The sequence below is a fragment of the Streptomyces scabiei 87.22 genome, assembly GCF_000091305.1.
GTDB lineage: Bacteria > Actinomycetota > Actinomycetes > Streptomycetales > Streptomycetaceae > Streptomyces > Streptomyces scabiei.
Window position 1 is genome coordinate 1,456,432 of sequence record NC_013929.1, and the last position, 18,752, is coordinate 1,475,183.

Annotated in this window: 20 protein-coding genes; 6 read left to right on the plus strand and 14 right to left on the minus strand. The window is 72.2% G+C overall.

The annotated features are described in order from the left end of the window. Nucleotides 1–17 precede the first annotated feature (17 nt). The 11 genes from hpnE to SCAB_RS06215 all read right to left on the minus strand — a co-directional run bounded on the left by hpnE (nt 18) and on the right by SCAB_RS06215 (nt 10,888). Entirely contained in the window at nt 18–1,445 is a 1,428-nt protein-coding gene (gene hpnE / locus SCAB_RS06170; protein WP_012999186.1) for a hydroxysqualene dehydroxylase HpnE, read from the minus strand. Then, nucleotides 1,442–1,582, minus strand: a complete 141-nt coding sequence (locus SCAB_RS49355) for a DUF6380 family protein (RefSeq protein WP_369122713.1) — start codon at nt 1,580–1,582, stop codon at nt 1,442–1,444. The genes hpnE and SCAB_RS49355 overlap by 4 nt, the downstream gene beginning before the upstream one ends. After that, nucleotides 1,582–2,532, minus strand: coding sequence for a presqualene diphosphate synthase HpnD (gene hpnD / locus SCAB_RS06175; RefSeq protein ID WP_012999187.1), 951 nt, complete (start codon nt 2,530–2,532; stop codon nt 1,582–1,584). The genes SCAB_RS49355 and hpnD overlap by 1 nt, the downstream gene beginning before the upstream one ends. Continuing rightward, nucleotides 2,529–3,431 (minus strand): squalene synthase HpnC, encoded by a 903-nt coding sequence (gene hpnC, locus SCAB_RS06180; RefSeq protein ID WP_012999188.1) that lies wholly within the window; start codon nt 3,429–3,431, stop codon nt 2,529–2,531. The genes hpnD and hpnC overlap by 4 nt, the downstream gene beginning before the upstream one ends. A 418-nt stretch (nt 3,432–3,849) precedes the next feature. Continuing rightward, a complete protein-coding gene (locus SCAB_RS06185; RefSeq protein ID WP_012999189.1) occupies nt 3,850–4,626 on the minus strand; it encodes an ABC transporter ATP-binding protein in 777 nt (258 codons plus the stop codon). Beyond that, nucleotides 4,619–5,548 carry an ABC transporter permease gene (locus SCAB_RS06190; RefSeq protein WP_012999190.1) on the minus strand — a complete coding sequence of 310 codons (930 nt, stop codon included), beginning with the start codon at nt 5,546–5,548 and terminating at the stop codon, nt 4,619–4,621. The genes SCAB_RS06185 and SCAB_RS06190 overlap by 8 nt, the downstream gene beginning before the upstream one ends. 95 nt (nt 5,549–5,643) lie before the next feature. Then, a complete protein-coding gene (locus SCAB_RS06195) occupies nt 5,644–6,516 on the minus strand; it encodes a glycosyltransferase family 2 protein (RefSeq protein WP_012999191.1) in 873 nt (290 codons plus the stop codon). 8 nt (nt 6,517–6,524) lie between these two features. Next, on the minus strand, nt 6,525–7,253 hold the full coding sequence (locus SCAB_RS06200) for a CDP-alcohol phosphatidyltransferase family protein (RefSeq protein WP_037725438.1): 729 nt from the start codon (nt 7,251–7,253) through the stop codon (nt 6,525–6,527). A gap of 28 nt (nt 7,254–7,281) precedes the next feature. Continuing rightward, nucleotides 7,282–8,346 carry an iron-containing alcohol dehydrogenase family protein gene (locus SCAB_RS06205; RefSeq protein WP_012999193.1) on the minus strand — a complete coding sequence of 355 codons (1,065 nt, stop codon included), beginning with the start codon at nt 8,344–8,346 and terminating at the stop codon, nt 7,282–7,284. Continuing rightward, a complete protein-coding gene (locus SCAB_RS06210) occupies nt 8,334–9,086 on the minus strand; it encodes a phosphocholine cytidylyltransferase family protein (protein WP_012999194.1) in 753 nt (250 codons plus the stop codon). Before SCAB_RS06210 ends, SCAB_RS06205 begins: the two co-directional genes overlap by 13 nt. After that, nucleotides 9,083–10,888 (minus strand): DUF5941 domain-containing protein, encoded by a 1,806-nt coding sequence (locus SCAB_RS06215; RefSeq protein WP_078580062.1) that lies wholly within the window; start codon nt 10,886–10,888, stop codon nt 9,083–9,085. Before SCAB_RS06215 ends, SCAB_RS06210 begins: the two co-directional genes overlap by 4 nt. Nucleotides 10,889–11,274: 386 nt before the next feature. On the opposite strand from SCAB_RS06215, the gene galE reads away from it, so the two are divergent. From galE to idi, 4 genes are all read left to right on the plus strand, one after another. Then, the gene (galE, locus tag SCAB_RS06220) at nt 11,275–12,243 is read left to right on the plus strand and encodes a UDP-glucose 4-epimerase GalE (RefSeq protein WP_012999196.1); all 969 of its coding nucleotides are present in this window, start codon (nt 11,275–11,277) and stop codon (nt 12,241–12,243) included. Nucleotides 12,244–12,410: 167 nt separating this feature from the next. Next, the gene (locus SCAB_RS06225; protein WP_012999197.1) at nt 12,411–13,349 is read left to right on the plus strand and encodes a cation diffusion facilitator family transporter; all 939 of its coding nucleotides are present in this window, start codon (nt 12,411–12,413) and stop codon (nt 13,347–13,349) included. Continuing rightward, the gene (locus tag SCAB_RS06230) at nt 13,340–13,867 is read left to right on the plus strand and encodes a GNAT family N-acetyltransferase (RefSeq protein WP_012999198.1); all 528 of its coding nucleotides are present in this window, start codon (nt 13,340–13,342) and stop codon (nt 13,865–13,867) included. Before SCAB_RS06225 ends, SCAB_RS06230 begins: the two co-directional genes overlap by 10 nt. 125 nt (nt 13,868–13,992) lie before the next feature. Then, nucleotides 13,993–14,586 carry an isopentenyl-diphosphate Delta-isomerase gene (gene idi / locus SCAB_RS06235; RefSeq protein ID WP_012999199.1) on the plus strand — a complete coding sequence of 198 codons (594 nt, stop codon included), beginning with the start codon at nt 13,993–13,995 and terminating at the stop codon, nt 14,584–14,586. Between the two features lie 43 nt (nt 14,587–14,629). Here the strand turns inward: idi and SCAB_RS06240 are convergent, their stop codons facing one another. After that, entirely contained in the window at nt 14,630–15,145 is a 516-nt protein-coding gene (locus SCAB_RS06240; RefSeq protein WP_012999200.1) for an ATP-binding protein, read from the minus strand. Between the two features lie 247 nt (nt 15,146–15,392). On the opposite strand from SCAB_RS06240, the gene SCAB_RS06245 reads away from it, so the two are divergent. Continuing rightward, entirely contained in the window at nt 15,393–16,136 is a 744-nt protein-coding gene (locus SCAB_RS06245) for an enoyl-CoA hydratase/isomerase family protein (RefSeq protein WP_012999201.1), read from the plus strand. A 16-nt stretch (nt 16,137–16,152) separates the two neighbouring features. Here the strand turns inward: SCAB_RS06245 and SCAB_RS06250 are convergent, their stop codons facing one another. Together SCAB_RS06250 and SCAB_RS06255 are read right to left on the minus strand one after the other, a co-directional pair. Beyond that, nucleotides 16,153–16,788, minus strand: a complete 636-nt coding sequence (locus tag SCAB_RS06250) for a DJ-1/PfpI family protein (protein WP_012999202.1) — start codon at nt 16,786–16,788, stop codon at nt 16,153–16,155. A 10-nt stretch (nt 16,789–16,798) separates the two neighbouring features. Then, nucleotides 16,799–17,758, minus strand: coding sequence for a GlxA family transcriptional regulator (locus SCAB_RS06255; protein ID WP_012999203.1), 960 nt, complete (start codon nt 17,756–17,758; stop codon nt 16,799–16,801). Nucleotides 17,759–17,881: 123 nt separating this feature from the next. Here SCAB_RS06255 and SCAB_RS06260 point away from each other — a divergent pair, with 123 nt between their 5' ends. Continuing rightward, complete coding sequence (locus tag SCAB_RS06260; protein WP_012999204.1) at nt 17,882–18,748, plus strand: SCO6745 family protein; 867 nt, start codon at nt 17,882–17,884, stop codon at nt 18,746–18,748. Nucleotides 18,749–18,752 lie beyond the last annotated feature (4 nt).

Sequence of the window (18,752 nt, forward strand, 5' to 3'; positions counted from 1 at the left end):
CCGGTGCGCTTCGAGCGTCACGCGGCCTCCTCGAAGGCGAAGAGGTGGTCCCGGGGCCGGCCCAGCGCGGCGAGGGCGGCGTCCGCCGCGCCGATGCCGCTGCGGACCGCACTCTCCATGGTCGCGGGCCACCCGGTGGCGGTCCACGCTCCGGCCAGGTACAGGCCGGGTGCCTTGGTGCGGGCGCCGGGCCTGAGCCGTCCGACGCCGGGGGTGGGAGCGAACGTCGCGGTGCGCTCCCGGGTCACGAAGAAGTCCCGCACGCGCGCGTCGCGCGCGGTGGGCAGCAGCCGTTCCAGCTCGGGCAGATAGCGCTCGCGCAGTGCGGAGACGGGGGTGTCGATCTCGTCCCGGGCGGCCGACTGCGACAGCGCCAGATACTGGCCCTCGCGCAGCCCGGACGCCTCCGTGCGGTCGAAGACCCACTGCACGGGCGAGCCGAGCGCCGCGAAGAACGGCCGGCTCAGCACCTTCCGGTCGAACACGACATGGATGTTGAGGATCGGCGCGGTGCCGATCTCCAGCAGCCGTCCGGGCTCGTCGAGCGCTCCAGCGGGCAGCAGGTCGTACGTCTCGCGCTGCGGCACGGCGAGGACGACCGTGTCGGCGGCGAGGCTCTCGCCGGGTGTCTCGACGCGCCAGGTCCCGTCGCCCGCGGGGGAGAGCGACGTGACGCGGGCGCGGAGCAGGGTGCGCACGCCCGCCGAGTCGAGCGCCTTGCGGGCGCGCGCGTCGTGCAGTTCGCCCAGCGGGACGTGGGCCCAGCCGATGTCGGCCGCGCCCGGGTCGGACAGCAGGCCCGTCCTGAACACCATCGCCGCGAGCCCGAGGGAGGCGTCCCGGGCGACCGCGTTGAGGGTGGCGACCCCCACGAGGTCCCACAGCGCCTCGACGGCCCGCGCCGACTGCCCGTGCGCGGCCAGCCAGCCGCCGAAGTCCTGTGCGTCCAGGGCGGGATCGGCGGGGTCGAGAGCCTTGAGCGCGAGTGCGGCCCGCCCCACCCGCGCGCGCTCGGCGAGGGAGAGGTGGGGGTACGTGGCGAGGCTGCGTCCCAGGTGCAGGGGGACGGGCAGCGCGTCGCGCCGCAGCCTGCCGAGCCGTCGCCCGGCCCGGGCCCCGGCGTCGAGAACCGGCACGTCGAGACGATCCTGCAGGGGCGCGAGCGCGGCTCCGTCGACCCGGTCGAGGAACCAGCGGTAGGCGGTGCAGCACCGCAGGTACACATGCTGTCCGTTGTCGACGGTCAGGTCGCCGCGCCGGAAGGAGAAGGCCAGTCCGCCGAGGCGGGGCCGCCCCTCCAGCAGGGTGACCCGGACGCCGGCGTCGGCGAGCGAGAGCGCGGCGGTGACACCGGCCAGTCCCCCGCCGACCACCACGGCCGTGGCGGGGGTCCGGCCCGTACGGTGCCCGTCGGGTGGTCCCCCGGGCTGTGCGCCGTCGGTCATCGTGCGCCCTCCCCTGCCGGTCCGCCGGGGTGTCGAAGCCCGCCATGGCGGTCCGTCGCAGTCAGGGACGCCGCGCCGGTGCGGAGGGTTGCGTACCACTTTTCCCCGATGGATTCACCGCTGAGTGAATTGTCCATCAGACACGCCTCCTGACGGTACGGCGCGACACGTGGCGGGTGTCGAGACCCGAGAGACCGCGCACGGCCACGTACGCCTTCTCCCGGCCGGGCAGCGAGACCCGGCCGCGCAGGACGGCCTCCGGCTCGCGCTCGATGCGGTCCAGCAGCCGGCGGTAGATGCCGGCCATGGCCGCGACGCAGGCGCCGCTGCGGCGGTCGAGCATCGGCAGCAGCCGGTAGCCCTCGGCGAACAGGGCGCGGGCCCGGCGGACTTCGAAGTGCACCAGACCCGCGAAGTCGGAGTCGGCCGGCGGGAGCGGCCCGGCGAACCCGGCCGAGCAGCCGAACTTCGCGAGGTCGTCGGTGGGCAGGTAGGTGCGGCCGCCCTCCGCGTCCTCGCGAACGTCCCTGAGGATGTTGGTCAGTTGCAGCGCGAGTCCCAGGGTGTCGGCGTACTCCGGCGCGCGTTCCGAGCCGCGTGCCCCCGGTTCGGTGCCGAAGACACCGAGGGAGAGCCGGCCGATGGATCCGGCCACGCAGCGGCAGTAGACCTTGAGGTCGTCCCAGGTCTCGTAGTACTCGCCGCGTACGTCCTTGAGGACGCCGTCGATGAGTTCGTCGAGCGCGTCGAGCGGGATCGGGAAGGCGGACTGCGCGTGGGTGAGGGCGACCGCGACGGGATCCGTGTCGTCCTCGTCGACCGAGCCGCCTCGGACGCGGGTGAGCAGCGTCCTGCTCTCCTCCAGCCGGGCCGTCTTGACCTCGACCGCGAGCGCGCCGTCGCCGATGTCGTCGACGCGCCGGGAGAAGGCGTACAGCGCGGACATCGCGCGGCGCTTGGGCGTCGGCAGCAGCCTGATGCCGTAGGCGAAGTTACGGGCCTGCTGTCCGGTGACGGCCTCGCAGTAGCTGTAGGCGGCGAGTACCGGCGCGGACGTGTGCGGTTCCGTCTCCACGGTCCGGATCACCCCTCTCCTCGCAGGGTCGCGCCCGCCTCGCGCAGCAGCCGGAGCCTGCCGGGCTTGGGCGGGCCGGGAAGTACGTCGTGTCCGGCGGCGGCGATCGCGTGCAGGGCCGCCCTGCCGCCCGCCACGAACCCCGCGAGGAGCAGCCGCAGCCTGCCGTGGACGCTCCCCACGAGCGGAGTGCCCTCGTCCAGGAGGCTCCGTGCGCGTTCCGCCTCGTACGCGATCAGCGCGCGCACCGGGGCGCCCGCGGCGGGCGCGGCGAGATCGGCCTCCTGGACGTAAAAGCGCTTCAGGTCGGCGGCCGGGAGGTAGATCCGGTCGCGGCCCAGGTCCTCGGAGACGTCCTGGAGGTGTTCGACGATCTGCAGCGCGCTGCAGATCGCGTCGGAGTGCCGGACCCGCTCGGGGGTGGTGGTGCCGGTGACGGCGAGGACCAGCCGGCCGACGGGGTTCGCGGACAGCGCGCAGTAGGCGAGCAGGTCGTCGTGGGTCTCGTACCGCTTGACCAGCTGGTCCTGGCGGTTGGCGGCGATCAGGGCGAGGAACGGCTCGGGGGCGAGACGGCGTCCGCGGACCGTGCGCTGGAGGCGGCGCAGCAGCGGGTGGCCCGGGGTGCCGTCGAATACCTTGGCCAGGTCGGCCTCGAAGGCGTCGAGCAGGAGGAGCCGGTCGTCGGCGTCCCGCGGGCCGACGCCGAGGAGACGGGCGTCGGCGCCGCCGGGGGCGAGGTCGCCGTCACCGATGTCGTCGACGAGGCGGGCGAAGCCGTAGACGGCCATGAGGTCCTCGCGCCAGGCCCGGGGCAGGAAGAACGGGGCGACGGGAAAGTTCTCGGCTCCGGCCTTGTCGAGGGTGTCGCGCTCCGGGTCACGGGTGCGCGCCGTCCCGGTTTCGGTCACCGCTCGTCACCCGGCGCGGGCACGGCAGAAGCGTGGTTGAGCTGGGGAGTCTTCAGAGCCATGGCCGTCACATCTCCCGTTCTACACTGCCGACCCAATACGCACTATTTCGGACACGCCGCCCAGTGGGCGGCGTCTGCGGCGGATGCCGGGTGTCGCGCATTATGGACCCACTTGCCGCGATTGGGCACCGTTACAGCTTACGTTGTACAACGCACCATGCTCCGTCGGGGTGTCCTGCACATCACAAGAACGCACCGATTGCCCCCAAGATTCCTATGGGTGGCCGGAGTTGACACGGTCCTTGCCGAAGTTGGCGCTTCCTTTGCGCGACACCGCTTCCCCGGTATCCCTTGCAGACGCAGGGCCCCACCGGAACAGTTCCGGTGGGGCCCGGGTCGCGTCGGTCCGGAGAGCCCTACTTGCCCGTGAACTTCTCGTATTCCTTCAGGACCTCGTCCGTCGGGCCGTCCATGCGCAGTTCGCCGCGCTCCAGCCACAGCACGCGGTCGCACGTGTCGCGGATGGACTTGTTGTTGTGGCTGACCAGGAAGACCGTGCCGGCCTCCTTGCGCAGCTCGCGGATGCGGGCCTCGGACCGCTTCTGGAACGCGCGGTCGCCGGTGGCGAGGGCCTCGTCGATCATCAGGACGTCATGGTCCTTGGCCGCCGCGATGGAGAAGCGCAGCCGGGCCGCCATGCCGGAGGAGTAGGTGCGCATCGGCAGGGTGATGAAGTCGCCCTTCTCGTTGATGCCGGAGAAGTCGACGATGCCCTGGTAGCGCTCCTTGATCTGCTCGCGGGACATGCCCATCGCGAGGCCGCCCAATATGACGTTCCGTTCGCCCGTGAGGTCGTTCATCAGGGCGGCGTTGACGCCGAGCAGCGAGGGCTGGCCGTCGGTGTAGACCTTGCCCTTCTCCGCCGGGAGCAGTCCCGCGATCGCGCGCAGCAGCGTGGACTTGCCGGAGCCGTTGGAGCCGATCAGGCCGATGGCCTCGCCGCGGTAGGCGACGAAGGAGACGCCCTTGACGGCGTGCACCTTGCGCACACCGCGCTTCGCGTCGTCGGAGCCCCTCTTGAGGATGCGGCTGAGGGCGGCCGTCGCGCTGCCCTTGCCGGTCTTGGCGCCGTTGACGCGGTAGACGATGTGCAGTTCGTCCGCGATGACGGTGGGAATCAGTGACTCAGCCACGGCCGTACCTCTCCTCCGCCTTCCAGAAGTACACGAAACCGCCGAGCGCGGTCAGCGCCGCCCAGCCGCCGGCGACCGCCCACACGTGCGGGGGCAGGGCCTCCGAGCCGTAGCCGTCGATCAGCGCGAAGCGCATCAGGTCCATGTAGATCGCGGCCGGGTTCCACTGCAGGACGTCGGCGATCCACTGGGGGTGGTCCTCCAGCATCACCGGGATGGAGAACATGACGCCGGAGGCGTACATCCAGGTCCGCATCACGAACGGCATCAGCTGCGCGAGGTCCGGGGTCTTGGAGCCCATCCGGGCCATGATCAGCGCGAGGCCGGTGTTGAACAGGAACTGCAGGGCCAGCACGGGGACGATCAGCAGCCAGGACGGGGACGGATAGCTGCCGAAGCCGACCGCCACGCAGAACAGCACGATCATCGAGAACAGCAGCTGCTGGAGCTGCTGGAGCGCGAAGGAGATCGGCAGCGAGGCGCGGGGGAAGTGCAGGGCGCGCACCAGGCCGAGGTTGCCGGAGATCGCGCGGACGCCCGCCATCACCGAGCTCTGGGTGAAGGTGAACACGAACACACCCGTGACCAGGAACGGGATGTACACCTCGCGGGGCATGCCGCGGTCGGCACCCAGGATGAGGCCGAAGATCAGGAAGTACACCAGCGCGTTGAGCAGCGGGGTGGCCACCTGCCACAGCTGGCCGAGCTTGGCCTGGCTGTACTGCGCGGTGAGTTTCGCCTGGGAGAAGGCCAGGATGAAGTGGCGCCGCCCCCACATCTGGCGGACGTACTCCAGGAGTCCGGGCCGGGCGCCGCTCACGGCGAGCCCGTACTTGGCGGCCAGTTCCGTGGCGGAGAGCCCGTCGTCGGGCGACGGTCGGTCGCTCACCACAACCCTGCCGTCATGCGTTGTCTCACTCACAAATGGAAACTTTCGTCCTCAAAGTGCGTGGCCTGATCGGGCCGAGGCGGAAACCTGGGCCGGGTACGGCCGAATGCTCTCAGATTTCGAGCGTGTCAGATGACGGGCGGTCGGCCCAGTCTGGTCAGCCGCCACACCGTACGCCACTTCATGGGCCGGCGGGGGCCGCAGGCGCTCGTCCAGCCCTCCTTGAAACCGCCGAACCAGGCCCGCAGCGCCGGGCCGGAGGGCTTGCGCAGCAGGGTCAGCAGCAGCCAGACGCCCAGGTAGACCGGGACGAGCGTGGCCGGGAGGTTGCGGCGCGCGAGCCAGACGCGGTTGCGCGCGACCATGCGGTGGTAGACCGCGTGCCGGGAGGGGGCGGTCGTCGGATGGTACAGGACCATGTCGGACCGGTAGTCGATCATCCAGCCCGCGTCGAGGGCCCGCCAGGCCAGGTCGGTCTCCTCGTGCGCGTAGAAGAACTCGTCCGGGAGCCCGCCGACTTCGGCGAAGACCTGGGTGCGTACGGCGTTGGCGCCGCCGAGGAAGGTGGTGACCCGGGAGGAGCGCATCGGGTCGGCGGCCCGCAGCCGGGGCACATGGCGCCGCTGGGTCTCCCCCGTGTCGGGGTCGGCGATCCGGAAGCTGACGATGCCGAGCCCGGGGTCCTCCTCGAAGGCCCGGCGGCAGAGTTCGGCGGTGTCGTGGCGCGCGAGCAGGCCGTCGTCGTCGAGGAAGAGCAGGACGTCGACGTCCCGGCCGCTGGGCCCGAACGCCTCGATGCCGATGTTGCGGCCGCCGGGTATGCCGAGGTTCTCGGGCAGCTCGACCGTCCGTACACCCTCGGGGACGTCCGGGACGGGCGAGCCGTTGCCGACGACGACCACCTCGACCCGGTCGCCCTCCTGCTTGGCGACGGAGTCGAGGAGGGCGCGGAGCTCGTCGGGGCGGTTGCCCATGGTGATGATCACCGCGCCGACCTTCATGGCGCCGCTCACTTCAGCCTGCTGGAGGCCAGGATGGACACCAGGTGCAGCAGGGTCTGCAGCAGTGCGATGCCGGCGAGCACGGCGACGCCGAGCCGGGAGAAGAAGAGGTCGCCCCGCATCTGGTCCAGGACCGCGAAGACCAGGATCAGCAGGGACGCCTCGACTCCGAGGATGAGCCGGTGGAACTTCAGGGCGGCGGCGGCCTTGCGGGCCAGCGCCATGCCGGAGGAGCGCGGCTCGGCGGCCGACTCCTGGACCGGCGGCTTGCCCGTCTGGTGCCGGGCGACCCCGACGAGGTCCGTCTCGGCCTTGATCAGGATGGCGCCGAGAGCGGCGAGCGTGCCGAGGAAGGCCCACAGCCAGTCGATGCGGCCGGTGCCCCACAGGTCGGCCGCGCGCAGGCCGAAGCCGACCAGGACGGCCGCGTCGCACAGGTAGGCGCCGACGCGGTCGACGTAGACGCCGGTCATCGAGTACTGCTCGCGCCAGCGGGCGATCTCGCCGTCGACGCAGTCGAACAGCAGGTACAGCTGGACCATCAGCACACCGAGGACGGCGCCCGGGATGCCCGGCACCAGCAGGGCCGGGGCGGCGAGGACGCCGAAGACGGTCATCAGATAGGTCAGCTGGTTGGGCGAGACCCGGGTGTTCACCAGGTGCCGGTCTATCCGCAGCGAGATCTCGCGCATGTAGAGCCGGCCGGCCCAGTGCTCACCGCTCCGCCGGTCCTTCACACCCGGGGGGTGAACGACCGGCCGGAGTTCAGCTACTGATGGCTTTGGCATAGTCGGCGTAGGCGTCCTTGATCTGGTCGGTGCTCAGTTCGAGGTGTTCCAGGATGGTGTAGCGGCCCGGCCGGGTCTGCGGGGCGAACTCCACGACCTGGACGAACTCGTCCACGGTGAAGCCGATCTCGTCCGGGAGGACGGGCAGCCCGTGGTGGCGCAGGACCTCGACCATCTGGCCCGCGACCTCGTGGTGGCCCCGCAGGAACGTGGCGAACGCGCCGCCGAGACCGCACTGTTCGCCGTGCAGGGCGTTGCGCTTGGGGAAGGTCAGGTCGAAGGCGTGGCTGATCTCGTGACAGGCGCCCGAGGCGGGACGGCTGTCGCCGGCCACGGACATGGAGATCCCGCACAGGACGAGGGACTCGGACAACGTCGTCAGGAACTCGTCGTCGCCGACCCCGCCGGGGTGGCGGAGCACGGCCTCGGCGGCCTGCCGGGCCATCGCGGCGGCCAGTCCGTCGACCTTCTCGCCGGTCTCCCGGCTGGACAGCTCCCAGTCGGCCACGGCGGAGATCTTGCAGATCACATCGCCGATACCGGCCCGCACGAAGCGCACCGGGGCCTCACGGATGACGTCGAGGTCGATGACGATGCCGATCGGGTTCGGCACACCGTAGGAACCGCGGCCCGCGTCGTTGTCGAGGGTGGCGACCGGGGAGCAGAGGCCGTCGTTGGCGAGGTTGGTGGCGACGGCGACCAGCGGCAGGCCCACCCGGGCGGCCGCGTACTTGGCGCAGTCGATGACCTTGCCGCCGCCGAGCCCGACCACGGCGTCGTAGTGACCGCCCTTCTTGATCGAGTCGGCGAGCCGTACCGCTCCGTCGATGGTGCCGTCGGCGTCGCTGAACCAGTCGGCCTCCGGCAGCGCCGGGGCGAACCGGTCGCGCAGCGCGGCGCCGGAGCGCGAGCTGATCGCGAAGGCCAGCCGGCCCGACGGCGCGATGCGCTGGTCCGACAGAATCGTCGCCAGGTCATCGAGCGCGCCGGGACGGATGTCCACGACGACCGGCGAGGGGATGAGCCTCGTCAGTACTGGCACGCGATCTCACGTCCCTTGGCGAGGTCGTCGTGGTTGTCGATCTCGACCCACTTGACGTCACCGATGGGCGCCACGTCGATACGGAAGCCGCGGTTCACGAGCTCCTGGTAGCCGTGCTCGTAGAACTGCTGCGGGTCCGTCTCGAAGACCGTCTTCAGGGCGTCGGCCAGCTCGTCGGCGGCCTCGCCCTCGATGAGGGTGACGCCGATGTACTCACCGGTCGCCTCGGCGGGGTCCATCAGCTTGGTGATCTTGGTCATGCCGCCCTCGGGGCCGACGACGACCTTCATCTCCTCGTCGGCGAGGGACTTCACCGTGTCGAGGGCGAGGATGATCTTCTTGCCGTCGCCGCGGGCGGCGAGCAGGGTCTTCTCCACGGAGACGGGGTGCACGGTGTCGCCGTTGGCGAGGATCACCGAGTGCTTGATGGCGTCACGGCCGCACCACAGGGAGTAGGCGTTGTTCCACTCCTCGGCCTTGTCGTTGTCGATCAGGGTGATCTTGACGCCGTACTTCTGCTCCAGCGCCTCGCGGCGCTCGTAGACGGCTTCCTTGCGGTACCCGACGATGATCGCGACCTCGGTCAGGCCGATCTCGGCGAAGTTGCCGAGCGTGAGGTCGAGAACGGTCAGGCTGTCCTCCGCGCCCTCGGGGCCGACCGGCACCAGAGCCTTGGGAAGGGTGTCGGTGTAGGGGCGAAGACGCCGTCCGGCGCCGGCCGCCAGCACGAGGCCGATCATGCGGGTTCTCCTTCATCGTGTACGGCGGGTGCGCCTGTCTTATGGGCGGTCACCCAGAAGCGGATGCTCTCGATGAGCACCAGCAGCGCCACGGCCACGGCGAGAGCCGTGAGCGCGACCTTGAAATCTGTGGGCACGAGCAGCGCGGCGAGAACGGTGACCAGCAGGGTCCTGCCGTCGTGACCGCCGATCGCCCGCACCAGCCACCTAGGCGGTGCGCCGGCGTCGCCGCGGATGCGGTACACCGTGTCGTAGTGATGGTAGGCGACGGCCCCCACGAGCCCGAAAGCCGCGGGAAGGGCGCCGTTCACGTCGGCCTTGGCCGCGAGGATCAGGACGGTGCCGTATTCGGCGGCGCGGAAGAGCGGGGGGATCAGCCAGTCGAGGGGGCCCTTGAGGGGGCGCGCGACCGCGTCGGCGGAGACCAGGACGTACACGCCGGCACAGATGACCACCGACCAGCCCGGCCCGTCGATCCAGGCCGCGAGCACCACGAGGACGGCACCGGCCAGGGCCAGTAGCCGCGCGAGGACCGCGTAGCGGCTCGGCATGACGCGCGCGAGCACCTCCGCCAGGGGCCCGCTGTCCGCGAGGTCCGCGAGCGCCCGGGCCGCGCGGTCGGTGCGCTGCGCCTTGCGCGTCAGCGAGCGCAGGACGCGGCCCGCCGTGGTGTACGTCGCGGCGAAGGCGCACCCGACGAGCAGCGCGTAGAAGGTGATGCGGGGCGTGGTGAGGGCCGTGAGGACGGCGATCATGGCCCAGCGCTCACCGATCGGCAGGACGATCATGCGGCGGACCCAGACCGTCCAGCCGACGCTGTCGAGCTTGCCGGAGAGGGCGGCGGTGGGGCTGGTGTTGGCGGTGGCGTCGTGGTTCGCCTCGTTGAAGGAGAAGTCGACGACGTGGCGGCAGGTCTGCAGGACCATCGCGGCGAGCGCGAGGGCCCATACGTCGTCGCCGCCCCGTGCGGCACCGAGGGCGAGGCCCGCGTAGTAGGCGTACTCCTTGGCGCGGTCGAAGGTGGCGTCGAGCCAGGCGCCGAGCGTGGAGTACTGCAGGGAGTAGCGGGCCAGCTGGCCGTCGGTGCAGTCGAGGACGAACGAGAGGATCAGCAGCAGTCCGGCCGCGACATAGCCGCCGCGGGTGCCGGTGGCCGCGCAGCCGGCCGCGATCAGGGCGGTGATCAGCGAGGCCGTGGTGACCTGGTTCGGGGTCAGGCCCCGGCGGGCGCACCAACGGGCGAGGTAGCGGGAGTACGGGCTGATGCAGTAGGTGGTGAAGAAGCCGTCGCGGGACTTCACCGCCGTGCGCAGGCGGACGGCCTCGTCGTCGACGGCGTCGACGGCACGCCGGGCCTCGTCACGGGCCTGCGGGCCGTCGGGGACGACGGCGACCAGGGTGCCCAGCTCGGGGCGGTACGGGCTGACGCCGTCCGCGTCGAGGCCGGTGACGATCCGGTCGGCGACGCTGCCGACGGCGACGGCGGTGCCGCCGCTCGCGGTGACATCCTCGCGGGACAGCACCCGGGCCAGCGCCTGACGGGCGGCGGGCCGCACGGTCACGGCGCCGGGGAGGGCGGCGGCGTCGAAGCGGGGGTCGGTGAGTCCGAGGCGCAGGGCGTGCGCATGGCCGACGAACCGGGCGTCGACGATCGCGACCCGCTGGTCCGCGGGCACCGTCGCCAGGAGCCTCGCGGCGTCACCGGCGTCGGAGGCGACCCGTACGTCGAAGCCGAGCGACCGCAGATCGCCCTCCAGCGACGATCCGGGCACCGGCTGACCGGTGAGGATGGCGGTCGACAGAGGAACTCACTCCCTGGTGCCGACGCGACCGCGCCGGACATGTACGTGGTGGAAGGCGCCCAGGCCCTGGGGGCCGGCAGCGTGTCGGCAGAGGTTATCGGATGAAGAGAAGCGGGCGTTCACCGCCCGTTCACGGCCCGATCGATCGCGCCTGCTCAGGCCGTCGGGCCTCCGCCGCGATCATCATCGGGGATGTGGGGGGTACGCCACAAACTCCGGTGCGGATATCGGTCGATAAGGAATAAAGGGATGGGATCGGCGCGTGGGCGACGTCTCGCTGCGCGCCCATCGGGAGGCGCGGGGGCCGGCCGCCGGCACCCCGCCCGCCGATTCCGCACACCTTCCACGACGAACGGACACAACACGCCCCCGCATAAAGTGACCTCATGACATGGCTGATCACAGGCGGGGCGGGCTACATCGGCGCACACGTGGCGAAGGTCATGACCGAGGCCGGCGAACAGGTCGTCGCACTGGACGACCTCTCGGCGGGGGTCCGCGGCCGCCTTCCCGGGCACATCCCCCTGGTCCACGGCTCCGCCCTCGACGGCGACCTGCTCAAGCGCGTGCTGGCCGAGCACACCGTGACCGGCGTGGTCCACCTCGCCGCCCGCAAGCAGGTCGGCGAGTCCGTCGCCCAGCCCACCCGCTACTACCAGGAGAACGTCGGCGGTCTCGCCGGTCTCCTGGAGGCGGCCGCCGGGGCCGGGGTGGAGCGCTTCGTCTTCTCCTCCTCCGCCGCCGTCTACGGCAACCCGGACGTGGACCTCATCACCGAGGAGACCCCGTGCGCCCCGATGAGCCCGTACGGCGAGACCAAGCTCGCCGGTGAGTGGCTGGTCCGGGCGGCGGGCCGGGCGCACGGCATGGCGACCGTGTGCCTGCGCTACTTCAACGTGGCGGGGGCGGCCGAGCCGGCCCTGGCCGACACGGGCGTCTTCAACGTCATCCCGATGATCTTCGACCGCCTCACCCGCGACGAGGCCCCGCGGATCTTCGGCGACGACTACCCGACCCCGGACGGCACCTGCGTGAGGGACTACATCCACGTCGCCGACCTCGCCGAGGCGCACCTCGCGGCGGCCCGGCGTCCGACCGGGGGCGCCACGGGCGACCTGACCGTGAACATCGGCCGCGGCGAGGGCGTTTCGGTCCGCGAACTCATCGATCTCGTGGGCGAGGTGACCGGCGACCGGCGTCCCGCCCTCGTCGAGGCACGCCGTCCCGGCGACGCGCCGCGCGCGGTGGCCTCGGCCGCGCGGGCCGGGCGGGAGCTCGGCTGGACGGCCCGGCGCGATGTGCGCGAGATGGTCGAGTCCGCCTGGGCGGGCTGGCGGCTGCACCGCGGCCTCTGACCGTCGAAGCCCGCGCCCCGACCATGGCAACGCTCTGACCTGCGTATCGTTTCCGCAGGTCAGAGCACATGACAACGGTGTTCAGTGCCGCGTTGCCGGATACCCCCCACCCGTAGTTCACTGTGATCCGGAGCCGAACACACGGACGCACAGGAGGCGGGCACCCGATGGGGGCTGGGCACGATCACGGACACGCGCACCATGCGCCGACCACCGGTACGGCGGCCGCGGCGTACCGCGGGCGGCTGCGGATCGCGCTGTCGATCACGCTCACGGTCATGGTGGTCGAGATCGTCGGCGGCGTGCTCGCCGATTCGCTCGCGCTCATCGCGGACGCGGCTCACATGGCGACGGACGCGGTCGGCCTGGCCATGGCGCTCCTCGCGATCCACTTCGCCAACCGCCCGCCGAGCGGCAACCGCACCTTCGGCTACGCCCGCGCCGAGATACTCGCGGCGCTCGCGAACTGTCTCCTCCTGCTCGGTGTCGGCGGTTACGTCCTGTACGAGGCGGTCCAGCGCTTCATCACGCCGGTCGGCACCGAGGGCGGACTGACCGTGGTGTTCGGCGCGGTCGGTCTGGTGGCGAACATGATCTCGCTGACCCTGCTGATGCGCGGCCAGAAGGAGAGCCTGAACGTCAGGGGCGCCTTCCTGGAGGTGGCGGCGGACGCGCTCGGCTCGCTGGCGGTGATCATCTCGGCGGTGGTCGTCCTGCTCACCGGCTGGCAGGCCGCCGACCCCATCGCCTCGCTGGCCATCGGTCTGATGATCGTCCCGCGGACGGTGAAGCTGCTGCGCGAGACCCTCGACGTCCTGCTGGAGGCGGCACCGAAGAACGTCGACATGGCCGAGGTGCGCGCCCACATACTGGCCCTGCCCGGCGTGGAGGACGTCCACGACCTGCACGCCTGGACGATCACGTCCGGTATGCCGGTGCTCTCCGCCCATGTGGTGGTCGGCTCCGACACGCTGGACTCCATCGGCCACGAGAAGATGCTGCACGAACTCCAGGGCTGCATCGGCGACCACTTCGACGTCGAGCACTGCACCTTCCAGTTGGAGCCGGGCGGCCACGCGGAACACGAGGCGAAGCTGTGTCACTGACCACCGGCACGACCCCCTGGACGACGCGGCCGGAGACGCCCGCGGACCGGGAGGGGGTGTACGCCGTCAACGCCGCCGCCTTCGGGACCGACGCGGAGGCCCGGCTCGTCGACGCGCTCCGCGAGGACCCCGGGGCGTGGCTGCCGGAGCTGTCGTACGTCGCCGAGGCGCCGGACGGCACGCTCGCGGCGTACGCGCTGATCACGCGCTGCCATGTGGACGAGGCCCCCGCGCTGGCGCTCGCCCCGGTCGCCGTGCTGCCGGAGGTGCAGCGGCGGGGCGCGGGCGCGGCCGTCGTGCGCGCGGTGCTGGAGGCGGCACGCGCGCGCCGGGAGGGGCCGGTCCTCGTCCTGGGGCATCCGGAGTACTACCCGCGCTTCGGCTTCGTGCGGGCGTCCGCGTACGGCATCCGGCCGGGTTTCGAGGTGCCGGACGCGGCGATGATGGCCCTGGTGCCGGACGGTTCCGCGCCGGTGACGCCCGGCGTCATCAGGTATCCGGCCGCCTTCGGGGTCTGACGCGCGGGCCGCGGGTGTCTGCGGGGCGGGGCGGGCGGGTAGGACATGCGGGTTCGCGCGAAGTGCCGGGAGCGGCGGTTTCGTGCGGCAGACTTGAGGCTCGAAGAACGAGGCGAAGGATGGGCATGCCGATCACACCTGCCACCGCGGTGCAGAGTTCGCAGTACGGGACCACGGAAGCGATCCTGCTGGAGCTGGTCGACGAGGACGGCACCACGATCGGCACCGCGGAGAAGCTGGCCGCTCATCAGGCGCCCGGTCAGCTGCACCGGGCGTTCTCGGTGTTCCTCTTCGACGAGCGGGGGCGGCTGCTGCTCCAGCAGCGGGCCCTCGGCAAGTACCACTCCCCCGGCGTCTGGTCGAACACCTGCTGCGGGCACCCCTACCCGGGCGAGTCCCCCTTCGCGGCGGCCGCCCGGCGGACGCACGAGGAGCTGGGGGTCTCCCCGGCGCTGCTCGGCGAGGCGGGCACGGTCCGCTACAACCACCCGGACCCGGACTCGGGCCTGGTGGAGCAGGAGTTCAACCACCTGTTCGTCGGGCTGCTGCAGGCCCCGCTCCGGCCGGACCCGGAGGAGGTCGGGGCCACCGCGTTCGTGACCCCGGACGAGCTGGCCGAGCGGCACGCCAAGGACCCCTTCTCGGCCTGGTTCATGACGGTGCTGGACGCGGCCCGCCCGGCGGTCAGGGAGCTGACGGGCCCGTCCGCGGGCTGGTGACGGCCCCCGGTCCGGGGAAGCCGGTCCACCGACCGGCGGCCACTCACCCCTGGATCAGGTGTGCGGGTCTGAGCGGCAGGGCGGCCCAGATCACCTTGCCGCCGCTCGCGGTGTGCTCGACGTCGCAGACGCCGCCCGCCTCCAGGGTGATCTCGCGCACCAGGAGCAGGCCGCGGCCGCCGAGCCGGCCGTGGTCGGTCTCCAGGGCGGTCGGACGGTAGGGGTGGTTGTCCTCCACGGACACCCGCACCCATTCCGCTCCGACGGCGACCTCGACGGCCAGCGTGGGGGACAGGAGCGCCGCGTGTTTCACGGCGTTCGTCACCAGCTCGGAGACGATCAGCAGAAGTCCTTGGACGAGGTCGTCCGAGATCGGCACGCCCTGACGGGCGAGCAGCTCCCGGACGGCGCGCCGCGCCTGCGGCACCGAGGCGTCGACGGCGGCAGCGGTGAACCGCCAGACCCCTTCGTAGGGCAGTGGCTCCGGCGGCCTCGGGTCGTCGGAGCCGTGCCCGCCGCCGTCAGGGCGAGGGTCGCTCCCGCGCCCTTGGTCGTCCATTGTCCGGTCGCCACCCTTGCGCTCGATTGTCACCACATGTCGAGTGTTGGTAACCCGAGGCCGAGCACGAAGGACTGAACAGAAGTCAGCGCGTATCGACGATTTCACGACCGTCCGCGAGCGATCCCGTCAGACGTGCGACCGAGTTTGTTCGGCGCTTGTCCGATCCAGAACTATTCGGGTTGTACGGGTTTGGCGTCGGAGCCGGTGGCGGGCCGGCCTGGGCCATCGCACTAGCATCCGGTCCATGGAGCCTCAGCTGCTGGACACCGTCGCGGACGGGGTCGCGACCGTCGTCGTCCACCATCCGGCCAAGCGCAACGCCATGACGGCCGGGATGTGGCGCGCGCTGCCGCCGCTGCTCGACCGGCTCGCCGCCGACCCCGGGGTGCGGGCCCTGGTGCTCACCGGGGAGGGCGGGACGTTCTGCGCGGGCGCCGACATCTCCACGCTGCGGGAGTCCCCGGGGGAGGCCCAGGAGCTGGCGGGCCGTGCCGAGGAGGCGCTCGCGGCCTTCCCTCTGCCGGTCGTCGCGGCGATCCGGGGGCACTGCGTGGGCGGCGGCGCGCAGTTGGCGGCGGCCTGCGATCTGCGGTTCGCCGAGGAGGGCGCGCTGTTCGGGATCACCCCGGCGAAGCTGGGGCTCGTCTATCCGGCCTCCTCCACCCGGCGGCTGGTGTCGCTGGTCGGGCCGGGCACCGCCAAGTACCTCCTGTTCTCCGGCGAGTTGATCGACGCGGAGCGCGCGCTGCGCACGGGCTTCGTGGACGAGGTCCTCGGTGTCGGCGAACTCGCCGTGCGGGTGGCGGAGTTCACCCGGGTGCTGGTCTCTCGCTCCCGGCTGACCCAGGCTGCAGCCAAGGAGTTCGCGAACGGCCGCACCGACCGTGACGCCCACTGGGCCGAGCAGGCCCGCGGCAGCACCGACACCGCGGAGGGCGTCGCGGCCTTCCTGGAGCGGCGGCGGCCCCGGTTCACCTGGACGGTGTGAGGGGGCCGCCCGCGCGTCACATCAGGGCGAAGCGGCTGTTGGTGCGGAACTCCTCCACGAGGTGGGCCGGTGCCTTGTGCGGTGCGCCCGCGTCGTAGGGCGGCTGCGGGTCGTACTCGGTCATCAGCTGGACCGCCTGGGCGTGTTCGTCGCCCGCGATCCGGCCCACCAGCGTCAGGCCCATGTCGATGCCGGAGGAGACCCCGGCCGCGGTGACGTACTTGCCGTCGATCACGACCCGCTCCCCCGTGGGTTCGGCGCCGTACTGTGCGAGGAAGTCCAGGGCCAGCCAGTGCGAGGTGGCGCGGCGGCCTTCCAGGAGCCCCGCACCGGCCAGCAGCAGCGAGCCGGTGCACACGGAGGTCGTCCAGGCGCTGGTGCGGTCGGCCGTGCGCAGCCAGGCCAAGAGGGCCTCGTTCTCCATCTGCGCGAACTGGCCGGGGCCGCCCGGCACCACGACGATGTCCGGGTGCGGGACCTCGGCGAGCGTCCTGTCGGCGGTGAGCGCCAGGGCGCCGGTGTCGGAGCGGACCGGACCGGTCTCCTCGGCGACGAAGACGAGTTCGGCGTCGGGGAGCCGGCCGAGGGTCTCGTAGGGGCCCACCGCGTCGAGGGCGGTGAAGCGGTCGAAGAGGACGACGGCGATCTGCATGGGGGTCCTTTCAGTGGGTGGGGGCGGAGGCCGGGCGGAAGCGCCGGCGGTACTCCGCCGGGGAGGTGCCGAGGGCCTTCACGAAGGCGCGGCGCATGGCCTCGGAGGTGCCGTAGCCGCAGGCGCGGGAGATCTCCTCGACGCCGTCGGCGGTGTCCTCCAGCAGGCGGCGCGCGTGTTCGAGGCGGACCCGGTCGACGTACCGGCCCGGGGTCGTGCCCGTCTCGGCCTGGAAGGCGCGGGCGAAGTGGCGGGGGGAGAGCCGGGCGCGGGCGGCGAGCCGCTCGACGCTCAGGTCGTCACCGGGGTGCTCGGTGATCCACTGCTGAACCTCGCGCAAGGGCTCCCGCTGGGCCGTCTGGGCGGCCAGCTGGGCGCTGAACTGGGCCTGGTTGCCCGGTCTGCGGAGGAAGACCACGAGGTGGCGGGCGATGGCGAGGGCGGCTTCGCGGCCGATGTCCTCCTCGACCAGCGCGAGCGCCAGGTCGATGCCGGAGGTGACCCCGGCGGAGGTGGCGATGTGCCCGTCGCGGACGAAGATGGGGTCGGGGTCGACCTCGACGGCCGGGTGGCGGCGGGCCAGCGTGTCGCAGTACGCCCAGTGGGTGGTGGCCCGGCGGCCGTCCAGGAGGCCGGCCTCGGCGAGCAGGACGGCGCCGGTGCAGACCGAGACCAGGCGCGTCGCGCGCGGACCGTGCGCGCGCAGCCAGGCGACGATCTCGGGGGCGGGGTTCCGGGTGCCGTGGCCGCCGGGCACGAGCAGGGTGTGCGGGGCGGGTGCGCCGGCGAGGGAGTGGTCCGGGACGAGGGTGAGGCCGCTGGAGGTGCGTACGGGGGTGCCGTCCAGGGAGGCCGTGGCGATGCGGTAGGTCCCCGGTGTGTGCAGTTCCGCCCCGGCGAAGACCTCCAGCGGGCCCGTGACGTCGAGGCTCTGCACGCCGTCGAAGAGGACGACCAGGACAGTTCGCATGGCATCGATTCTTGGGTGGGCGGGCCATGGCCGCAATGACGAGTACCCCACCTTTCCTGCCATGGGACGGGAGGAGACCGGCCGGGCCCTTTCCACCTACCAACCGGTCGGTAACATTGGGCCATGACCTCTTCCCTGCCGGAGCGCGCCGGGCGGCGCTGCCATGGGCTCCTCAACCCGTTCCACGCCGCGCACTACTTCTCGCCGGATCTCGGCCGGGAACTGGCCGCCGTGGGGGTGAAGGACCCACAGGCGGCGTACTTCGCGGTGCGGTCCGCGGCCATGGGCGCGGTCGGCGCGGGCGTGGTGACCGCGACGTTCTTCAACTTCCGCCACGAGCGGGTGGCGGAGCACGTGCCCGCCGTGTGGGAGACCGCCGCGCCCGCGGTGGTGCTGGAGGCCCGTGAGCACGCGGCCGACGCCACGCTGCGGCGGCTGCTGGGCGAGGAGGTGACCGCCTCCGAGGAGGTCGCCGAGGCGGCCCGGCTGGCGCTGCGCGCCACCGAGGCGTGCACGAGGACCGCGCGCCCCCTGTACGCGGCGCACGCCGATCTCCCCGTACCCGAACGCCCTCACCTCGCGCTCTGGCACGCGGCCACCCTGCTGCGCGAGCACCGCGGCGACGGACACCTCGCCGCCCTCCTCGACGCCGGCCTGGACCCGGTGGAGGCGCTGGTCAGCCACACCGCCACCGGCAAGGGCATGTCCCCGAAGTGGGCCCTCGGCACGCGCGGCTGGACCCGGGACGAGTGGGACGCCGCGAGCGACCGGCTGCGTGGGCGCGGACTGCTCGACGGCGAGGGCGCGCTGACGGAGGCGGGCGTGGCCCTGCGCCGGGAGCTGGAGGACACCACGGACCGTCTCGACAGCGCGCCGTACGAGCATCTGGGCGCGCCCGGGGTGGAGCGGCTCACCGAGCTGATGACCGCGCTGGTGACCCGCATGCTCGCCGCGGGCGCGTTCCCGGCGGGGATGATCGGCAAGGGCTGATCCG